We start from the raw sequence: 16,638 nt of genomic DNA on the forward strand, positions 1-16,638 counted from the left end.
TCAGCTGTAAATTTAGCCATAGAAAAACTGCACCTCCAATTGTTAGACTGTGTCTAACAATTGGGGTGCAGTTCATATCGTTACTCTTTTTACTTATATAAAAACTCCTTCTAAAGTATGAAATGAGTTGATACTTTAGTAATTGGCTGAATAAAAAAGAAGATAATAAAATATTGTAAAGGAGGAGAGAGGCTTGAAACGAAATAACAGTGGGAAAAGTGTAATTATTACAGGAGTGACGCAAGGGTTAGGTCGTGCAATGGTTGATCGATTTCATGAATTGGGATGGAATATATATGGCTGTGGACGTTCAAAAGATAAAATTGAAGAATTGAAAAAATATTACGGTAATACACATGATTTTCAAATAATTGATGTTTCAGATTCTCAGCAAGTAAGCGATTGGGCAAATTATATACTTCATAGAAATAGAGCACCTGATTTGTTAATAAATAATGCATCGATTGTTAATAAAAATGCGCCACTCTGGAAAGTAACTGCTCAAGAATTCGAAAATGTAATGAATATAAACGTAAACGGTGTAGTAAATGTAATAAGAGCGTTTGTCCCAGCAATGATAGCTAGGAAAGAAGGAATGATTATTAATATGAGTTCTAGTTGGGGGAGAGAAGGAGAAGCTGAGCTAGCGCCATATTGTGCCTCAAAGTTTGCGATTGAAGGCATCACGAAATCTTTGGCACTGGAACTGCCTTATGGTATGGCTGTTGTTGCTTTAGATCCGGGCGGAAGTATTAGTACCCCGATGCTGTATTCGTGTGCACCGCAGTATGTAAACGATTCACCCACACCTGAAATGTGGTCCCATCATGCCATTCAATATATATTGAATATAACAATAGATAAAAATGGAGCTTCATTGGCATGTCCAGAATGTATGTAAATATAAATTGAAATGGCATATTTTTAGTACTGCACACTTTGTCTAAAAAAGTACCTATAAGGTGCTTTTTTGTATGATTAGCACATTATTGAATGCACAAAATTACATATAGAAAATAAATATGAGTTAAAGGATGCCATTTCTGTATTTCAAAAGTAGTAGAAAATTTCTAAATAGGTGATAAAAATGAACCCAAGCGGTTTAAAAGTGACAGGAGCATGGTTTCAAGTAGGCGGAAATCTTACAGCGGCAATTGGGACGACAAGAGGATTTATCGGAGAAGAGAAAGTTGAATCAAATCTTGTAATTGTAGGAAGCTCATTACAAGCCCTCGGATATATATTGCAAATTATAGCGAGTAATGAAACTGAAGATGAAGGTAAAAGTGACAGAGAGAATCAAAATACGTGTTTGAAAAATAAAAGTGAAATGCTTGATAAAATGGGCATTGAGTTATTTGCATTAGGGAATATATCAAGTGTAATAGGAACATATTTTAATATAAATGAGCCATTGAAAGAGAATGATTATCTTATAATTGTCGGGAACAGTTTACAATCGATTGGTGCATTTTTAGGAGTGGAAGTGGCATTGCTTGAGATAAAAGCAGTACAGAGAATTATAATATTAGGTAATTCTCTACAAAGTTTAGGTGCTGGACTTCAAGCATATCAAGGTATTATTAATATATCAAATAACGAAATTGAAAAGGAGGACAGTACGGTTGATAAGAAAAATGAGAGAATAATAGCACTCATTGGTGTTTGGATACAAGCGATAGGAACGGCTATTTCTGCTATTGGGCTAACTTTAATAGAAAAAGAAGAAAGGTTAGAAAAAATAATTATATGAAATTGTTCATATAAAGGAGATGTGTAAAATTTCAATTTTACATAAGTAGAAAAGTTGAAGTAGTAGGTTTTTTTGTATTAGAATAGAATATATAGCAGTAAAAAAGATAGTAGTGGCAAATGAAAAATAAAAATGCGAAAAAATGGTTTTATTAGCGTTAAATAGAAGAGAGATTAAAAATACAAAGCAAGGAGTTTTCAAGCGATGATGTATTTGTTGGCAATTCTGCTTCCACCTGTAGCCGTATTATTTTGTGGGAAACCATTTCAAGCAATAATTAATTTCATATTAACATTAATATTTTGGGTTCCAGGAGTTATCCATGCGATATTAGTTGTACACGATAAAAAAGCAGATCGGCGATTAAAAAAACAAATTCAAGCATATGATGACATGAATAAGAGAAATAGAAGATAGCTGAGTCTTGAAATGAAAAAAGAAAGGGGGGATTACCTCCTTTCTTTTTTCATTTTGTTTAAGTTTAAATTTTAGTATAGCGGAAAGAATTTTTAATATAAGTATTGTGATAATTCGTTTTAGAATGTGCGTTTAATAAACCGGTGTAAATGTTTTCAGGCACGTTAAAGAAATCGTACATTCCATTCTTTAATTGAATACGTAAAATCATAGAAAATGGATTATAACCAACAGCAACTAAATTTTTTGAAATCACGGGAGATAGCTCCATTATTACGCAACTCCTCACTTTTCATTTTTTATTATTTCTTGTAGATGTTGAGGTTGTAGTGTTGAAATCCTTATAAATAAAGAGTTATTATACTTATATGCAATATATTAAATGTTCGTTATACGTAATTATAAGGAAGTTCACACGAAGTACATATCGTTGTGCTATTTTTATTTCACCTTTGATTTATAAATAAGAAAATATTGACCATTTGAAAAAAAGGTATATTATTTATACGAGGTATTAAAAATTCACTTTTTACATTCTATGCTTAAAGGGGCAGCATTATTAGGAAAAATAGAAGTGAAAATAGTTTGTATAAGAAGTATTCTAAAATTTATAATCTGTGAATTAGGAAAATATTGAATGCTCCAGGTCAATATACTTTCTTAATTAAATTCAGTTTAGAAAGTGACCTCAATATTTTTAAGTAAATCAACGGGAGAATTGAAAGGCAGGAGAAAGTAACATGTCAGAAAATTATCGTTCTCGAGAGGAGCGACGACAAGTTAAAAAGAAAAAACAGCCAGCTTCTAAAACACAAAAACCAAAAGGTAAAACATCGTTCTTTCGTAAGTTTTTAATTACTTGTTTATTACTTGGTATTGTTGGTTTAGTGGCGGGGGTTGCAACCTTCTTCGTAATGATTAAGGACGCGCCAAAACTTGAGAAAGCAAAACTTGTTAATCCGTTATCCTCAAAAATTTATGATAAAAATGGCGATTTGGTATATGAATACGGGAAAGAGAAACGGACGAATGTTACGTATGATCAAATTCCTAAATTAGTAGAAAATGCATTTTTAGCAACAGAAGATGCACGTTTTTATGAGCATAGCGGAGTAGACTTCAAAGGTACTGCCCGTGCAGTTTTGGTGAGTCTTAAAGGAGATTACGGTTCGCAAGGTGGAAGTACGATCACGCAACAAGTTATTAAAAACTACTTCTTATCGATGGAAAAAACATCAAAACGTAAAGTTCAAGAAATATATTTAGCGTATAAGCTAGAACAACAATATTCAAAACATGAAATTTTAGAAATGTATTTAAATAAAATTAACTTAGGAAACCGTTCATATGGTATCGCAACAGCAGCACAAAACTACTATGGTAAAGAATTGAAAGAGTTAACATTACCAGAAGTTGCGATGCTTGCAGGTTTACCGAAAGCACCGAATAACTATGATCCAACAAAAACGGAAAATATTCAAAGAGCAACAGAAAGAAGAAATGTTGTACTAGGGTTAATGAATCGACATGGCTATATTACGAAGGCAGAAATGGAAGAAGCTTCGAAAGTTGAAGTGACAAAGGGACTTAAGACAGCAACGGAACTTCAAGCAATGCCACATACTGCATTTATGGATGCAGTAGTTAAAGAGGTAGAAAAGGAAATACCAGATGTTAATATTGGATCAGATGGTTTAGAAATCTATACAACATTAGACCCGAAAGCACAGGAATTTGCTGATAAGATTTTAAATGAAAATATTATTAATTATCCAAATGATAAATTCCAAGGTGCTTTCACATTTATGGATACGAAAACAGGTGAGGTTCGTGCTATAGGTAGTGGGCGCGGTGAAAATAAAGCAGTATTTAAAGGACATAATATGGCAATTGAATTAGACCGTGCAGCAGGTTCAACTATGAAGCCAATCTTTGATTACGGTCCTGCAATTGAATACTTAAAATGGGCTACGTATCATCAAATTGATGATTCTCCATTTAAATATTCAACTGGACAAGAACTTCGAAATGCTGACAGAAGTCATTTAGGCCCAATTACTATGCGTGAAGCGTTAAAAATGTCACGTAACGTTCCAGCAGTTAAAACTGCAAAAGAAGTAGGACTTAATAAATCAAAGGAATTCTCTGAGAAATTAGGTATTACATTCAATAAAGCGCCGGCAGAATCTACAGCTATTGGTACAAACGAAGTATCACCAACTGAAATAGCGGGTGCTTATGCGACATTTGGAAATGGTGGAAAGTATGCAAAACCGCATTTTGTTAAGAAAGTAGTTTATCCAGACGGCAAGTCACAAAGTTTTGAGCAAAAACCAAAACAAGTTATAGCTGACTCTACAGCATATATGATTACTGATATGCTTCGTTCAGTAGTGACATCAGGTACTGGTACAGCAGCAAATATAAGTTCTTTAGATGTGGCTGGAAAAACAGGTACAACAAACTATGATTCAAAACAATTAGCGAAATTTAATATTCCGGAAAGTGCAACTCGTGATAGTTGGTTTGCAGGTTATACGCCGCAATATACGATGGCAGTATGGACTGGGTATATGAAAGATGGTAAAGACGAGTATATTAGTAGTAAAAATACGAAAATTGCACAGTTGATCTTTAAAGAAATGATGAGCGAGATGGCTACAGATAAATCAAGATTTAAAATGCCAAGTAGTGTAATTCAAGAAGGTAGTGAGCTGCGTATAAAAGGAGAAAAACGTGATTCTTCTCCAAATACGAGCGTACCGGATACAACGGAAAAACCAAAACAAGATCAACAGCAAAAAACTGAAGAAGAGAAAAAGCAAGAAGAATTAAAGAAACAAGAAGAACTTAAAAAACAAGAAGAATTAAAAAAACAAGAGGAACTGAAGAAGCAAGAAGAACAAAAGAAACTAGAAGAGCAAAAGAAACAAGAAGAAAAGAAACAAAATGAACAAAATAATGGAAATGGTCAAGGAACGACACCTCCAGCAAATAACGGAGGAGGCCAAGGGAATACGACACCTCCAGCAAATAATGGAGGAGGCCAAGGGAATACGACACCTCCAGCAAATAACGGAGGAGGCCAAGGGAATACAACACCTCCAGCGAATAACGGAGGAGGTCAAGGAAATACAACTCCACCAGCGACCACACAACCAGAGACTGGCGGTAATGCAGGAGAGGCCCCTGTTAATAATGGGCAGTAAGAAAAATTTATCCCGCATTTAACGGGCAGTAAGACCCCCACCTCAAAATTCAGCGAAAGCAAAGAAGTTAGGTGGGGGATCAACTGCCCGTAAAAGCCCGATTGGTGAGGGCTGATTAAAGTTTCACTTTATAAAAATATTAAAAAGCACTTAAGATTTGTATACATTACATTCTTAGGTGCTTTTTTCGTTTAAATGTTAAAAGTACCATAGAAATTTTGGGAATAAATAGAAGGGGAATGATAAAAAACTTGAGTCTGAGGTAGTGGAGGTAACTTTGGCTTTGAAAGATAGTACTACTTGGATGTGCGCCATGATGCCAAAATGAGGGAGTAACTTGAGCTGGAATTTGATATTGTTGCCAAGTTGTAGGAAGTTCAATTCATACATCGGAACTAGCTGTATGGACGGCTGGAACGTGTATCCCAGGAGTCGAAGGAACGACGGCGGATATTCTTGAAGATACCCACATAAAAATAATCACTCCTAAGTTGTGATAATAAAGTAGTATATTCTTTTTACACATATAAAGGTACATATAGGTAGGACTTTAGGCTAATGTATACGTATAAAGTTGTAAGACCAATTTAAATTCATGGTGGACCATTTATTATAAAAAGATACATCTATTTACGGAGGGAAAAGGAACTAAGAAAATGTAAAATGGAGGTGTTAATTGCAAGAATATACGTGTTTATGGAGGAATTTTAATGGAACGATTATGGACGAAATCATTTATTCAAATGACTTTCGCGATGTTATTTTTATTTACAGGATTTTATTTACTTGTACCAACGCTGCCTCTCTTTATTAAAGAGATAGGTGGTAATGAATCACAAGTTGGACTTATGATGGGGATGTTTACAATAGCTGCAGTTATAATACGACCGATTATTGGAGGAATGTTAGATCAATATGGTAGAAGATCTTTTATTATTTTCGGACTCATCTTTTTTGGGATAACGATGTATTCTTATAATTTAGCATCGACTATTATTCTTTTAGCTGTTTTACGTGTGATTCACGGAGTAACATGGGCTGTTTCCACAACAGCTGTTGGAACAGCGATAACTGATATCATTCCAGATTCACGCCGTGGTGAAGGTATGGGTTGGTACGGGATGGCTATGACAATTGCGATGGCAATTGGCCCAATGATTGGATTATCGGTTGTACAACATTATTCATTTCACGGCCTATTCTTGTTAGCAACTCTTTTATCCTTTATGGCAGTCTTATTATCACTCATGACGAAAATGCCATTCACACCACAAAAAGAAAAAGGGAAAATACAACTGTTTGAAAAGTCCGTTTTATCCATTACGATTGTTGTTTTCTTTTTATCATTCGCATATGGAGGGATTACGACGTTTTTACCGCTATTTGCATCGTCAATTGATGTAAATCCTGGGACATTCTTTCTTGTATATGCAGTTGCTTTAACAATTGTAAGACCAATTTCAGGAAGACTATTAGATAAGTATGGAGAAGGATTTATCATACTCCCGGCACTATGCATTACAATTATCGCAATAGTTGTATTAACACTTTCAAATAGTTTAATGAGTGTAATTATCGCCGCTGCATTATACGGTGTTGGATTCGGTTCAGCGCAGCCGGCATTGCAAGCAGCGATGATTACAATTGTTGATCCGAGTAAAAGAGGAGTCGCTAACGCTTCATTCTTTACTGCATTTGATTTAGGAATAGGACTTGGTGCGATTTTACTTGGAGTTGTTTCGCAAATGTTTGGTTACCGTATTTTATTTGCAGGTAGTGCAATTTCAGGATTAATTGCTTTGATTATTTTTGTCATTTTTGTAAAACAGCGCTTAGTTAAAAAAGAATTCGCTTAAACGGGAGTAACAAAGATGAAAATTACAATTGAACATGACGCTCTACAATGGTTTAAGGAAGAATTACGAATATAACATGATTGTAATTCAATGCAGCATGGATATTCTTTAGGGATAGTTTCTAAGAAACCAGATGGGGAAATTGTATCAGTTGAGTAAGAAGTCATTCTATTTTTTGTGGATGTTGATGAACTTTGGTACTTTTAAAACTATCATTTAGTTGTAGGTTAGTACGAGGGAATGAAAGCAATTTAATTTAATTATGTAAAATAATAACTTTTTTAAAAATAAATAAGTTTTATATGAAAATTATATTGAAGAGATAGTGAAATAAATATCATGTAGAAACGAGTTGTATATGTGTACAACTCGTTTTTATTTATTTTCTTAAAAAAATCGGAAGAATGATATATTTAGCGGGATTTTTTGAACCATCCTTATATTTTGTTTTAATAAAAACTGAAAAGAAGTCTGTCCTTTCTTTATAAAATATGAAAATTATTTTTGAAAAATTGTATTATTACATCCGAAAAAGTATAGGAAACATATCATTATAAAATAAATTGAAATCTTCTAAAAACTCTGATACATTGAAATAGAAATGTAGTTTCATAGTATTGTAAAGGCTTACAGTTATGTGCACGAAGATCTATTAGGATTGGAGGAAATAATGATGAAAGCTGAAGAAAAATTTTCCCCGGGATTAGATGGTATAGTGGCAGCGGAGACGAAGATTTCGTTTCTTGATACAGTGAAAGGTGAAATTGTAATTCAAGGGTATGATTTAATCGAACTCTCAAAAACAAAAGAGTATTTAGACATTGTGCACCTTTTATTAGAAGAACATCTACCGAATGAGGATGAAAAAGCAACACTTGAAAAGAAATTAAAAGAAGAATATGCGGTACCAGAAGGTGTATTCAACGTGCTAAAGGCATTACCGAAAGAAACGCACCCTATGGATGGGTTACGTACAGGTGTGTCCGCATTAGCTGGTTACGATAATGATATCGAAAATCGCTCTTTAGAGGTGAATAAAAGCCGAGGGTACAAGCTATTAAGTAAAGTACCAAACATTGTAGCAAATAGCTATCATATTTTAAATAATGAGGATCCAATTGAACCTCTTAAGGAATTATCGTATAGTGCGAATTTCTTCTATATGTTAACTGGTAAGAAACCGACTGAACTTGAGGAGAAGATCTTTGATCGTTCCCTTGTTTTATATAGTGAACATGAAATGCCAAACTCTACATTTACAGCGCGCGTAATTGCATCAACACAATCGGATTTATACGGTGCTCTAACAGGTGCGGTTGCATCCTTAAAGGGAAGCTTACATGGCGGTGCGAATGAAGCTGTTATGTACATGCTTTTAGAGGCTGGCAATGTTGAGAAGTTTGAAGAGTTATTACAGAAAAAATTATATAACAAAGAAAAAATTATGGGCTTTGGACACCGTGTTTATATGAAGAAAATGGATCCAAGAGCACTTATGATGAAGGAAGCTTTAAAACAGTTATGTGATGTAAAAGGTGATTATACACTATATGAAATGTGTGAAGCTGGAGAGAAAATCATGGAGAAGGAAAAAGGCATTTATCCAAATCTTGATTATTATGCAGCACCAGTATATTGGATGCTTGGTATTCCAATTCAATTGTATACACCAATTTTCTTTAGCTCAAGAACAGTAGGACTATGTGCACACGTAATTGAGCAACATACGAACAATCGATTGTTCCGTCCACGTGTAAATTATATTGGCGAGCGACATGTACTTAGTAAATAAGAACAACTGGGGAGTTGTTAGCGCCGCCCGCCAGATGGGTGTTTGACCGACACCCATCATTAATAATAACGAATTTTCGACAGAAAGGGAAGGATAGCATGATTAAAACAAATGAAATTAAACAAAAAGATGCATTATTAGAAGAGATTACGGATTATGTATTAAATAAAGAGGTAACTAGTGCAGAAGCATTCAGTACTGCTCGTTACGTATTACTTGATACACTTGGATGCGGAATTTTAGCACTACAATATCCAGAGTGTACGAAATTATTAGGACCAGTTGTACCAGGAACAATCGTGCCAAATGGTACACGTGTACCAGGAACGTCATATGTACTTGATCCAGTGAAGGGTGCATTTAATATCGGATGTATGATCCGTTGGTTAGACTATAACGATACTTGGCTTGCAGCAGAGTGGGGACATCCATCTGATAACTTAGGCGGAATTTTAGCAGTGGCAGATTATATTAGCCGTGTTCGTATTTCAGAAGGAAAAGAACCGTTAAAAGTACGTGAAGTATTAGAAATGATGATTAAAGCACATGAAATTCAAGGTGTACTTGCTTTAGAAAACAGCTTAAACCGTGTTGGTCTTGACCACGTTTTATACGTAAAAGTAGCAACGACTGCTGTAGTTGCAAAAATGCTTGGCGGAACACGTGAAGAAATCTTTAATGCATTATCACATGCGTGGATTGATAATTCTAGTCTTCGTACATATCGTCATGCTCCAAACACAGGCTCACGTAAATCTTGGGCAGCAGGTGATGCAACGAGTCGCGGTGTTCATCTTGCAATGACTGCTCTAAAAGGTGAAATGGGTTATCCAACAGCTTTATCTGCACCAGGCTGGGGATTCCAAGATGTATTATTTAATAAACAAGAGTTAAAATTAGCAAGACCACTAGAGTCATATGTAATGGAAAATGTATTATTTAAAGTTTCATATCCAGCAGAATTCCATGCACAAACAGCTGCAGAATGTGCTGTGAAATTACATCCGGAAATTAAAGAAAGATTAGATGAAATTGATCGTATTACAATTACAACTCATGAATCAGCTATTCGTATTATTGATAAAGAAGGTCCATTAAATAACCCAGCTGATCGTGATCATTGCTTACAATACATTACGGCAATTGGTTTATTAAAAGGAGATATCGTCGCGGACGATTATGAGGATGCAGTAGCAAATGATCCACGTGTAGATGAATTACGTAATAAGATGGTCGTTGTTGAAAACAAACAGTACAGTTTAGACTATCTTGACCCGAACAAGCGCTCAATCGCCAACGCTGTTCAAGTTCATTTCAAAGATGGCACTGTAACAGAAAACGTGGAATGTGAATATCCACTTGGTCACCGTTTCCGTAGAGACGAAGCAATTCCAAAAGTTGTTCAAAAATTCACTGCAAATATGGCAGGTCATTATTCTAGCAAGCAACAAGAACAAATTCATGAAGTTTGTTTAAATGAAGAGAAGCTAGAAAATATGAATGTAAACGAATTTGTAGATCTATTCTTAATTTAATAATAGGGGGAATTTAGAATGGCTTGGGTTGTGAATAAACAGTCAACACAAGAGGAGCTTGCGAATCGCTTCCGAGCTTTAGTGGAAGCAAATGAAATATTGCAAATTCCTGGTGCTCATGACGCAATGGCAGCTTTAGTTGCGAGAAATACAGGATTCTCAGCTCTTTATTTATCAGGAGCAGCTTATACTGCGAGTAAAGGACTACCTGATTTAGGAATCGTGACGTCTACTGAAGTAGCAGATAGAGCAAGAGACCTAGTAAGAGCTACAGACTTACCAGTTCTTGTTGATATTGATACAGGATTTGGTGGTGTTTTAAACGTAGCGAGAACAGCGGTAGAAATGGTAGAAGCGAAAGTTGCAGCTGTTCAAATTGAAGATCAACAATTACCAAAGAAATGTGGACATTTAAATGGTAAGAAACTCGTTACGACAGAAGAATTAGTTCAAAAGATTAAAGCGATTAAAGAAGTCGCACCAAGCTTATATATTGTAGCGCGCACAGATGCTCGCGGTGTAGAAGGCTTAGATGAAGCAATCGATAGAGCGAACGCTTATGTAAAAGCAGGTGCAGATGCGATATTCCCTGAAGCACTTCAATCAGAAGAAGAGTTCCGTCTATTTAATAGTAAAGTAAATGCACCTTTACTTGCGAATATGACTGAATTTGGGAAAACGCCGTATTATAGTGCAGAGGAATTTGCGAATATGGGCTTCCAAATGGTTATTTATCCTGTAACTTCACTTCGCGTTGCAGCGAAAGCGTATGAGAATGTGTTTACTTTAATTAAGGAAACAGGTTCTCAAAAAGATGCACTTTCAAATATGCAAACGAGAAGTGAATTATATGAAACAATTTCATACCATGACTTTGAAGAACTAGATACAGGAATTGCAAAAACAGTATTATCAGAGGATCAATAGATAAAACAACTAAGGCGATGAGAATACATCTTTGGCAAAACGAACTGCTTGATGTGAAAATTCATCGCCTTCTGTTTTCAAAAATAAGAAATTCCACTCATCGTAGACGAGCATACGTAGTAGCAAGTAAGGCCGAAATGATAGGGGGATTCAGATGGAGAAAACGAAGTTACCGTGGGATGAATTTTTTTCACTTAATAAAGATGTGAATCATAGTTTCTTTACGCCAGAAGATTTTTCAGGAGATGAAGATTTAATTGCAAAAACGACAGAACAATTCGTTAAACAAGAAATTGTTCCACAAATGGAGAATATTGAACAACATAACTATAAAGTTTCTCGTAAATTATTTGGGAAAGCTGGAGAACTTGGATTATTAAGTATCGAGGTTCCAGAAGAGTATGGTGGATTTGAGTTAGGAAAGGCAGTTTCAGGGCTTGTAGCAGAAAAAATGGGATACGCTGGTGCATTTAGCGTTTCATTTAATATACACGCAGGTGTAGGTACATTGCCTTACATATATTACGGAACGAAAGAACAAAAAGAAAAATATTTGCCGAAAATTGCGTCTGGAGAATGGATTGGAGCTTATGCTTTAACTGAGCCGAATGCTGGTTCTGATGCTTTAAGTGCAAAAACGAGTGCAGTATTAAATGAAGATGGTACTGCTTGGAAGTTAAATGGTGAAAAGCAGTGGATTACAAATGCTCATATGGCAGATGTATACGTTGTTTTTGCGAAGACAAATAAAGGAATGACAGCGTTTATTGTCGAAAGAACATGTGAAGGTGTATCTATTGGACTAGAAGAAAAGAAAATGGGGATTAAAGGTTCTTCAACGGCTACTCTTATTTTAGAAGATGTTGTCATCCCTGTTGAAAATGTTTTAGGGGAAGTTGGGAAAGGGCATCACGTAGCTCTAAATATTCTAAACTTTGCTAGATTAAAGCTTGCTTTTGGAAATATTGGAACAGCAAAACAAGCAATTGGTTTATCGGTTCAATATGGAAAAGAGCGAAAACAGTTCCAAACGGAATTAGTAGATTTTACGATGATTCAAGAGAAAATTGCAAATATGATCATTGCTACATATGGAGCAGAAAGTGCAGCTTATCGTACAGCTGGTGTAATTGATGCAGCAATTCATGAGAGTGATGAAGATCTTATGAAGAAAATGTCTCAATTTGCAATTGAATGTGCACTTAATAAAGTAAATGCTTCTGAAACATTAGGTCAAATCGTAGATGAAGCTGTACAAATTCATGGTGGTTACGGTTATATGCAAGAGTACGAAGTAGAACGATTATATCGTGATGCTAGAATTAGTCGTATTTTTGAAGGAACGAACGAAATTAATAGATTAACAGTTGCCAAAATGTTAATGAAGCAAATGGAACAAATTGAAGATACAGAAGTAGAGATTGATGTAGCAAATATCGAAAGAAACCATCGTTACATTTTATTAGCGAAAAAATTGTTGAAACAATCTTTGAAAACGCTCTCTAAAACTCCAGGATTAAAAATTGATCAAGAGCAAGAATATTCACGTGTATTATCAAATATGTTAACGGACGTGTACGTCATGGAATCAGCATTTTTACGTACGAGTAAAGCTATTAGTAAAAATGGTGAAGAGAAAGAGCGTACGAAACAAATGATAACTGACGTTATTTGTGAAGAAGGCTATCGCAAAGTAGAAGAAGAGGCGATTTCTATACTTTCAGCGGCTGTTACAGAAGAACAAGATCGACACGTGATTTTAGCTGAAATTCGTCAATTATTAGTGCCTTTATACACGAACGTATTTACAAAAAAGAGAGAGATTGCGAAAGCTATTATAAATCGCGGAAAGTATATTGTGTAAATAGGAGGAAAGCGATATGAAAAAGATTGGTTTTATCGGTTTAGGTAACATGGGTCTTCCAATGTCTAAAAATTTAGTTAAATCAAGTTACACAGTATACGGTGTGGATTTAAATAAAGAGGCTGAAGCTTCCTTTGAAAGTGAAGGAGGAATTATTGGCTTATCAATCTCAAAGCTAGCAGAAACATGCGATGTGATTTTTACAAGTTTACCTTCACCTCGTGCTGTTGAATCAGTTTATTTTGGGGAAGAAGGATTATTTGAAAATAGTCATTCGAATGTAGTTTTAATTGATACAAGTACTGTATCTCCACAATTAAACAAACAGTTAGAAGAAGCTGCCAAGGAAAAGAAAGTAGACTTTTTAGCAGCACCTGTTAGTGGTGGGGTAATTGGAGCAGAAAACCGTACATTAACGTTTATGGTTGGTGGATCAAAAGATGTATATGAGAAAACGGAATCTATCATGGGCGTACTAGGCGCGAACATTTTCCATGTTAGTGAGAAGATTGATAGTGGTACAACAGTTAAATTAATTAATAATCTATTAATTGGTTTTTATACAGCTGGTGTGAGTGAAGCTTTAACATTAGCGAAAAAGAACGATATGGATTTAGATAAAATGTTTGATATTTTAAATGTAAGTTACGGTCAAAGTAGAATTTATGAGCGCAATTATAAAAGTTTCATTGCATCAGAAAACTACGAGCCAGGCTTTACTGTGAATTTATTAAAGAAAGATTTGGGGTTTGCAGTAGATTTAGCGAAAGAAAGCGAACTTCACTTACCAGTAAGCGAAATGCTATTAAATATATATGAAGAAGCAAGTGAAGCTGGGTATGGTGAAAATGATATGGCTGCTTTATATAAGAAAGTTAGTGAACAATTAATTTCTAATCAAAAATAATAGACTTATAAACATCATAAAAAAAGGAGAGAATATAATGATTACAACTGAAATTAAACGAGTAAAAAATCATATTAATGGTGAGTGGGTAGAATCTACTGGTACAGAAGTAGAAGCAGTTCCAAATCCGGCGACTGGAAAAATTATCGCTTACGTTCCACTATCTCCGAAAGAAGATGTTGAAAAAGCAGTTGAAGCGGCGAAAGCAGCATACGAAACATGGTCTAAAGTACCAGTTCCGAATCGTTCAAGACAATTGTATAAATATTTACAGCTTTTACAAGAAAACAAAGAAGAGCTTGCTAAAATCATTACGCTTGAAAATGGTAAAACATTAACGGATGCAACTGGTGAAGTACAACGCGGTATTGAGGCAGTAGAACTTGCAACATCTACGCCCAATTTAATGATGGGACAAGCTCTACCGAATATTGCTAGCGGCATTGATGGATCGATTTGGCGCTATCCAATTGGAGTTGTTGCTGGTATTACACCGTTTAACTTCCCAATGATGATTCCATTATGGATGTTCCCACTTGCAATTGCTTGCGGTAATACTTTCGTATTAAAAACATCTGAAAGAACGCCACTTTTAGCAGAGCGACTTGTAGAGTTATTCTATGAAGCTGGTTTTCCAAAAGGAGTATTAAATTTAGTACAAGGCGGAAAAGATGTTGTAAATAGCATTTTAGAAAATAAAGATATTCAAGCTGTTTCGTTCGTTGGATCTGAGCCAGTAGCTCGTTACGTATATGAAACAGGTACGAAACATGGGAAACGTGTACAAGCGTTAGCTGGTGCGAAAAACCATGCGATTGTAATGCCAGATTGCAATCTTGAGAAAACAGTGCAAGGTGTAATTGGGTCTGCATTCGCAAGTAGTGGAGAGCGCTGTATGGCATGTTCAGTAGTAGCAGTAGTTGATGAAATTGCTGATGAATTCATCGACGTACTAGTAGCAGAGACGAAGAAATTAAAAGTAGGTGATGGTTTCCACGAAGATAACTATGTTGGACCATTAATTCGTGAATCTCATAAAGAGCGTGTATTAGGCTATATTAATAGCGGTGTAGCAGATGGAGCTACTTTATTAGTAGATGGTCGTCAAATTAAGGAAGAAGTTGGAGAAGGTTACTTTGTAGGTGCGACAATCTTTGATGGTGTAAATCAAGAAATGAAAATTTGGCAAGATGAGATTTTTGCTCCGGTATTAAGCATTGTACGTGTTAAAGATTTAGAAGAAGGTATTAAACTAACAAATCAATCTAAATTTGCAAATGGTGCGGTAATTTATACGTCAAATGGTAAGCATGCACAAACGTTCCGTGATAATATCGATGCTGGTATGATCGGTGTAAACGTAAACGTTCCAGCACCAATGGCATTCTTCGCATTTGCAGGAAATAAAGCTTCATTCTTTGGTGATTTAGGTACAAATGGTACAGATGGGGTTCAATTCTATACACGTAAAAAAGTTGTAACTGAGCGCTGGTTTTAATAAAGAGTAAACAGTCAAATCAGTTATTAAATGAAAACCACCACTAGAAATAGTGGTGGTTTTCGTTTTGTTAATTACTTTTTTCAAAAGCAAGTTTAATGCCAAAACCAATTAAGACGATTCCCGTTAACCCTTGAATATAACGTTGCGTCTTCGGTTTTTTCATAAAAGCACTAATTTTATCAATTAAAAATATATAAAAAGCGAACCAAATAACTGTTAAAACGAGATAAGTAAGGCCCATTACGAGAAGTTGAATAAACGTATTATGATTCGGATTTAAAAATTGCGGTAAAAACGTTAAAAAGAAAACTGCAACTTTAGGGTTTAATAAATTCGTAAGAAACCCTTGGCGAAAGCAAGAAGTGTGTTCATCTTCATTATTCAAAGATAAATCGTTCGTATCAACACCTTCTTTATTTCTTACTGCTAAAAGGGCTTTAATACCAATATAAATTAAATATAGAGCTCCAACGTACTTGAAAATAGAGAATAAAAGAGCTGACTTTACAATAAGTGCGGATAGCCCGATTACTGCAGCTAGCGTATGAATCAAAAGTGCAATACATGTGCCGAACACTGTTTTTACTCCGCCAACCTTACCGGCAACTAATGTATTTTTTGTGGCCATTGCTGTATCTGGACCGGGTAAAATAATAAGACAAATAGACATAATGATGAAAAGAAAAAAATTTTCAATCATAGTCGCTCCTCCTTTTTTATTTTTAGAATATTTGATTAAAAATAGTGTAGCACATATTTTGATTTAATAAAATTAAATTTTATTAAAAATTATTAAACAGGAAAGAGGCTATATAGGCGTGTAATTACACGCCTATATAGCCTCAGGTTTAACCCGAATGAACGGGCGATTGGTGAG

13 protein-coding genes and 2 pseudogenes are annotated in these 16,638 nt (G+C 35.1%); 12 read left to right on the forward strand and 3 right to left on the reverse strand.

Annotated features, from left to right (window positions below; all coding sequences use genetic code 11):
* Nucleotides 1-172: 172 nt before the first annotated feature.
* The 3 genes from AC3WVA_RS11435 to AC3WVA_RS11445 all read left to right on the forward strand — a co-directional run bounded on the left by AC3WVA_RS11435 (nucleotide 173) and on the right by AC3WVA_RS11445 (nucleotide 2,170).
* Nucleotides 173-901: an SDR family oxidoreductase gene (locus tag AC3WVA_RS11435; RefSeq protein ID WP_492321998.1), complete on the forward strand. Its 729-nt coding sequence runs from the start codon at nucleotides 173-175 to the stop codon at nucleotides 899-901.
* A 186-nt stretch (nucleotides 902-1,087) separates the two neighbouring features.
* Nucleotides 1,088-1,753: a DUF6944 family repetitive protein gene (locus tag AC3WVA_RS11440; RefSeq protein WP_098881069.1), complete on the forward strand. Its 666-nt coding sequence runs from the start codon at nucleotides 1,088-1,090 to the stop codon at nucleotides 1,751-1,753.
* A gap of 204 nt (nucleotides 1,754-1,957) precedes the next feature.
* On the forward strand, nucleotides 1,958-2,170 hold the full coding sequence (locus tag AC3WVA_RS11445; RefSeq protein ID WP_078418528.1) for a YqaE/Pmp3 family membrane protein: 213 nt from the start codon (nucleotides 1,958-1,960) through the stop codon (nucleotides 2,168-2,170).
* A gap of 64 nt (nucleotides 2,171-2,234) precedes the next feature.
* Here the strand turns inward: AC3WVA_RS11445 and AC3WVA_RS11450 are convergent, their stop codons facing one another.
* Entirely contained in the window at nucleotides 2,235-2,441 is a 207-nt protein-coding gene (locus tag AC3WVA_RS11450) for a KTSC domain-containing protein (RefSeq protein WP_075395659.1), read from the reverse strand.
* 469 nt (nucleotides 2,442-2,910) lie between these two features.
* On the opposite strand from AC3WVA_RS11450, the gene AC3WVA_RS11455 reads away from it, so the two are divergent.
* On the forward strand, nucleotides 2,911-5,379 hold the full coding sequence (locus AC3WVA_RS11455) for a transglycosylase domain-containing protein (RefSeq protein ID WP_492321916.1): 2,469 nt from the start codon (nucleotides 2,911-2,913) through the stop codon (nucleotides 5,377-5,379).
* Between the two features lie 191 nt (nucleotides 5,380-5,570).
* Here AC3WVA_RS11455 and AC3WVA_RS11460 read toward each other — a convergent pair.
* Nucleotides 5,571-5,851 (reverse strand): annotated as a pseudogene (locus AC3WVA_RS11460) (hypothetical protein).
* 238 nt (nucleotides 5,852-6,089) lie between these two features.
* On the opposite strand from AC3WVA_RS11460, the gene AC3WVA_RS11465 reads away from it, so the two are divergent.
* From AC3WVA_RS11465 to AC3WVA_RS11500, 8 genes and pseudogenes are all read left to right on the forward strand, one after another.
* Complete coding sequence (locus AC3WVA_RS11465) at nucleotides 6,090-7,235, forward strand: MFS transporter (RefSeq protein WP_098881071.1); 1,146 nt, start codon at nucleotides 6,090-6,092, stop codon at nucleotides 7,233-7,235.
* A 15-nt stretch (nucleotides 7,236-7,250) separates the two neighbouring features.
* Nucleotides 7,251-7,442: pseudogene (locus tag AC3WVA_RS11470) on the forward strand (HesB/YadR/YfhF family protein).
* Between the two features lie 463 nt (nucleotides 7,443-7,905).
* On the forward strand, nucleotides 7,906-9,027 hold the full coding sequence (gene mmgD / locus AC3WVA_RS11475) for a citrate synthase (RefSeq protein ID WP_048528943.1): 1,122 nt from the start codon (nucleotides 7,906-7,908) through the stop codon (nucleotides 9,025-9,027).
* Between the two features lie 98 nt (nucleotides 9,028-9,125).
* Nucleotides 9,126-10,562, forward strand: coding sequence for a 2-methylcitrate dehydratase (gene prpD / locus AC3WVA_RS11480; RefSeq protein ID WP_048528945.1), 1,437 nt, complete (start codon nucleotides 9,126-9,128; stop codon nucleotides 10,560-10,562).
* An 18-nt stretch (nucleotides 10,563-10,580) separates the two neighbouring features.
* Nucleotides 10,581-11,489, forward strand: coding sequence for a methylisocitrate lyase (gene prpB / locus AC3WVA_RS11485; protein ID WP_098881072.1), 909 nt, complete (start codon nucleotides 10,581-10,583; stop codon nucleotides 11,487-11,489).
* 154 nt (nucleotides 11,490-11,643) lie between these two features.
* The gene (locus tag AC3WVA_RS11490; protein ID WP_098881073.1) at nucleotides 11,644-13,353 is read left to right on the forward strand and encodes an acyl-CoA dehydrogenase FadE; all 1,710 of its coding nucleotides are present in this window, start codon (nucleotides 11,644-11,646) and stop codon (nucleotides 13,351-13,353) included.
* 16 nt (nucleotides 13,354-13,369) lie between these two features.
* Nucleotides 13,370-14,260: an NAD(P)-dependent oxidoreductase gene (locus AC3WVA_RS11495; protein WP_048528955.1), complete on the forward strand. Its 891-nt coding sequence runs from the start codon at nucleotides 13,370-13,372 to the stop codon at nucleotides 14,258-14,260.
* A gap of 37 nt (nucleotides 14,261-14,297) precedes the next feature.
* Nucleotides 14,298-15,758: a CoA-acylating methylmalonate-semialdehyde dehydrogenase gene (locus tag AC3WVA_RS11500; RefSeq protein ID WP_048528957.1), complete on the forward strand. Its 1,461-nt coding sequence runs from the start codon at nucleotides 14,298-14,300 to the stop codon at nucleotides 15,756-15,758.
* Between the two features lie 70 nt (nucleotides 15,759-15,828).
* Here the strand turns inward: AC3WVA_RS11500 and AC3WVA_RS11505 are convergent, their stop codons facing one another.
* Entirely contained in the window at nucleotides 15,829-16,461 is a 633-nt protein-coding gene (locus AC3WVA_RS11505) for a LysE family translocator (RefSeq protein ID WP_048528959.1), read from the reverse strand.
* Between the last annotated feature and the right edge of the window lie 177 nt (nucleotides 16,462-16,638).

Source organism: Bacillus sp. EB106-04-02-XG92, assembly GCF_058791995.1.

What these genes read in the sequence shown, in the direction of transcription:
- AC3WVA_RS11440 (WP_098881069.1), top strand. Translation starts at nt 1,088, where the DNA reads ATGAACCCAAGCGGTTTAAAAGTGACAGGAGCATGGTTTCAAGTAGGC.
- AC3WVA_RS11445 (WP_078418528.1), top strand. Translation starts at nt 1,958, where the DNA reads ATGATGTATTTGTTGGCAATTCTGCTTCCACCTGTAGCCGTATTATTT.
- AC3WVA_RS11450 (WP_075395659.1), bottom strand. Translation starts at nt 2,441, where the DNA reads ATGGAGCTATCTCCCGTGATTTCAAAAAATTTAGTTGCTGTTGGTTAT.
- AC3WVA_RS11455 (WP_492321916.1), top strand. Translation starts at nt 2,911, where the DNA reads ATGTCAGAAAATTATCGTTCTCGAGAGGAGCGACGACAAGTTAAAAAG.
- AC3WVA_RS11465 (WP_098881071.1), top strand. Translation starts at nt 6,090, where the DNA reads ATGGAACGATTATGGACGAAATCATTTATTCAAATGACTTTCGCGATG.
- mmgD (WP_048528943.1), top strand. Translation starts at nt 7,906, where the DNA reads ATGATGAAAGCTGAAGAAAAATTTTCCCCGGGATTAGATGGTATAGTG.
- prpD (WP_048528945.1), top strand. Translation starts at nt 9,126, where the DNA reads ATGATTAAAACAAATGAAATTAAACAAAAAGATGCATTATTAGAAGAG.
- prpB (WP_098881072.1), top strand. Translation starts at nt 10,581, where the DNA reads ATGGCTTGGGTTGTGAATAAACAGTCAACACAAGAGGAGCTTGCGAAT.
- AC3WVA_RS11490 (WP_098881073.1), top strand. Translation starts at nt 11,644, where the DNA reads ATGGAGAAAACGAAGTTACCGTGGGATGAATTTTTTTCACTTAATAAA.
- AC3WVA_RS11495 (WP_048528955.1), top strand. Translation starts at nt 13,370, where the DNA reads ATGAAAAAGATTGGTTTTATCGGTTTAGGTAACATGGGTCTTCCAATG.
- AC3WVA_RS11500 (WP_048528957.1), top strand. Translation starts at nt 14,298, where the DNA reads ATGATTACAACTGAAATTAAACGAGTAAAAAATCATATTAATGGTGAG.
- AC3WVA_RS11505 (WP_048528959.1), bottom strand. Translation starts at nt 16,461, where the DNA reads ATGATTGAAAATTTTTTTCTTTTCATCATTATGTCTATTTGTCTTATT.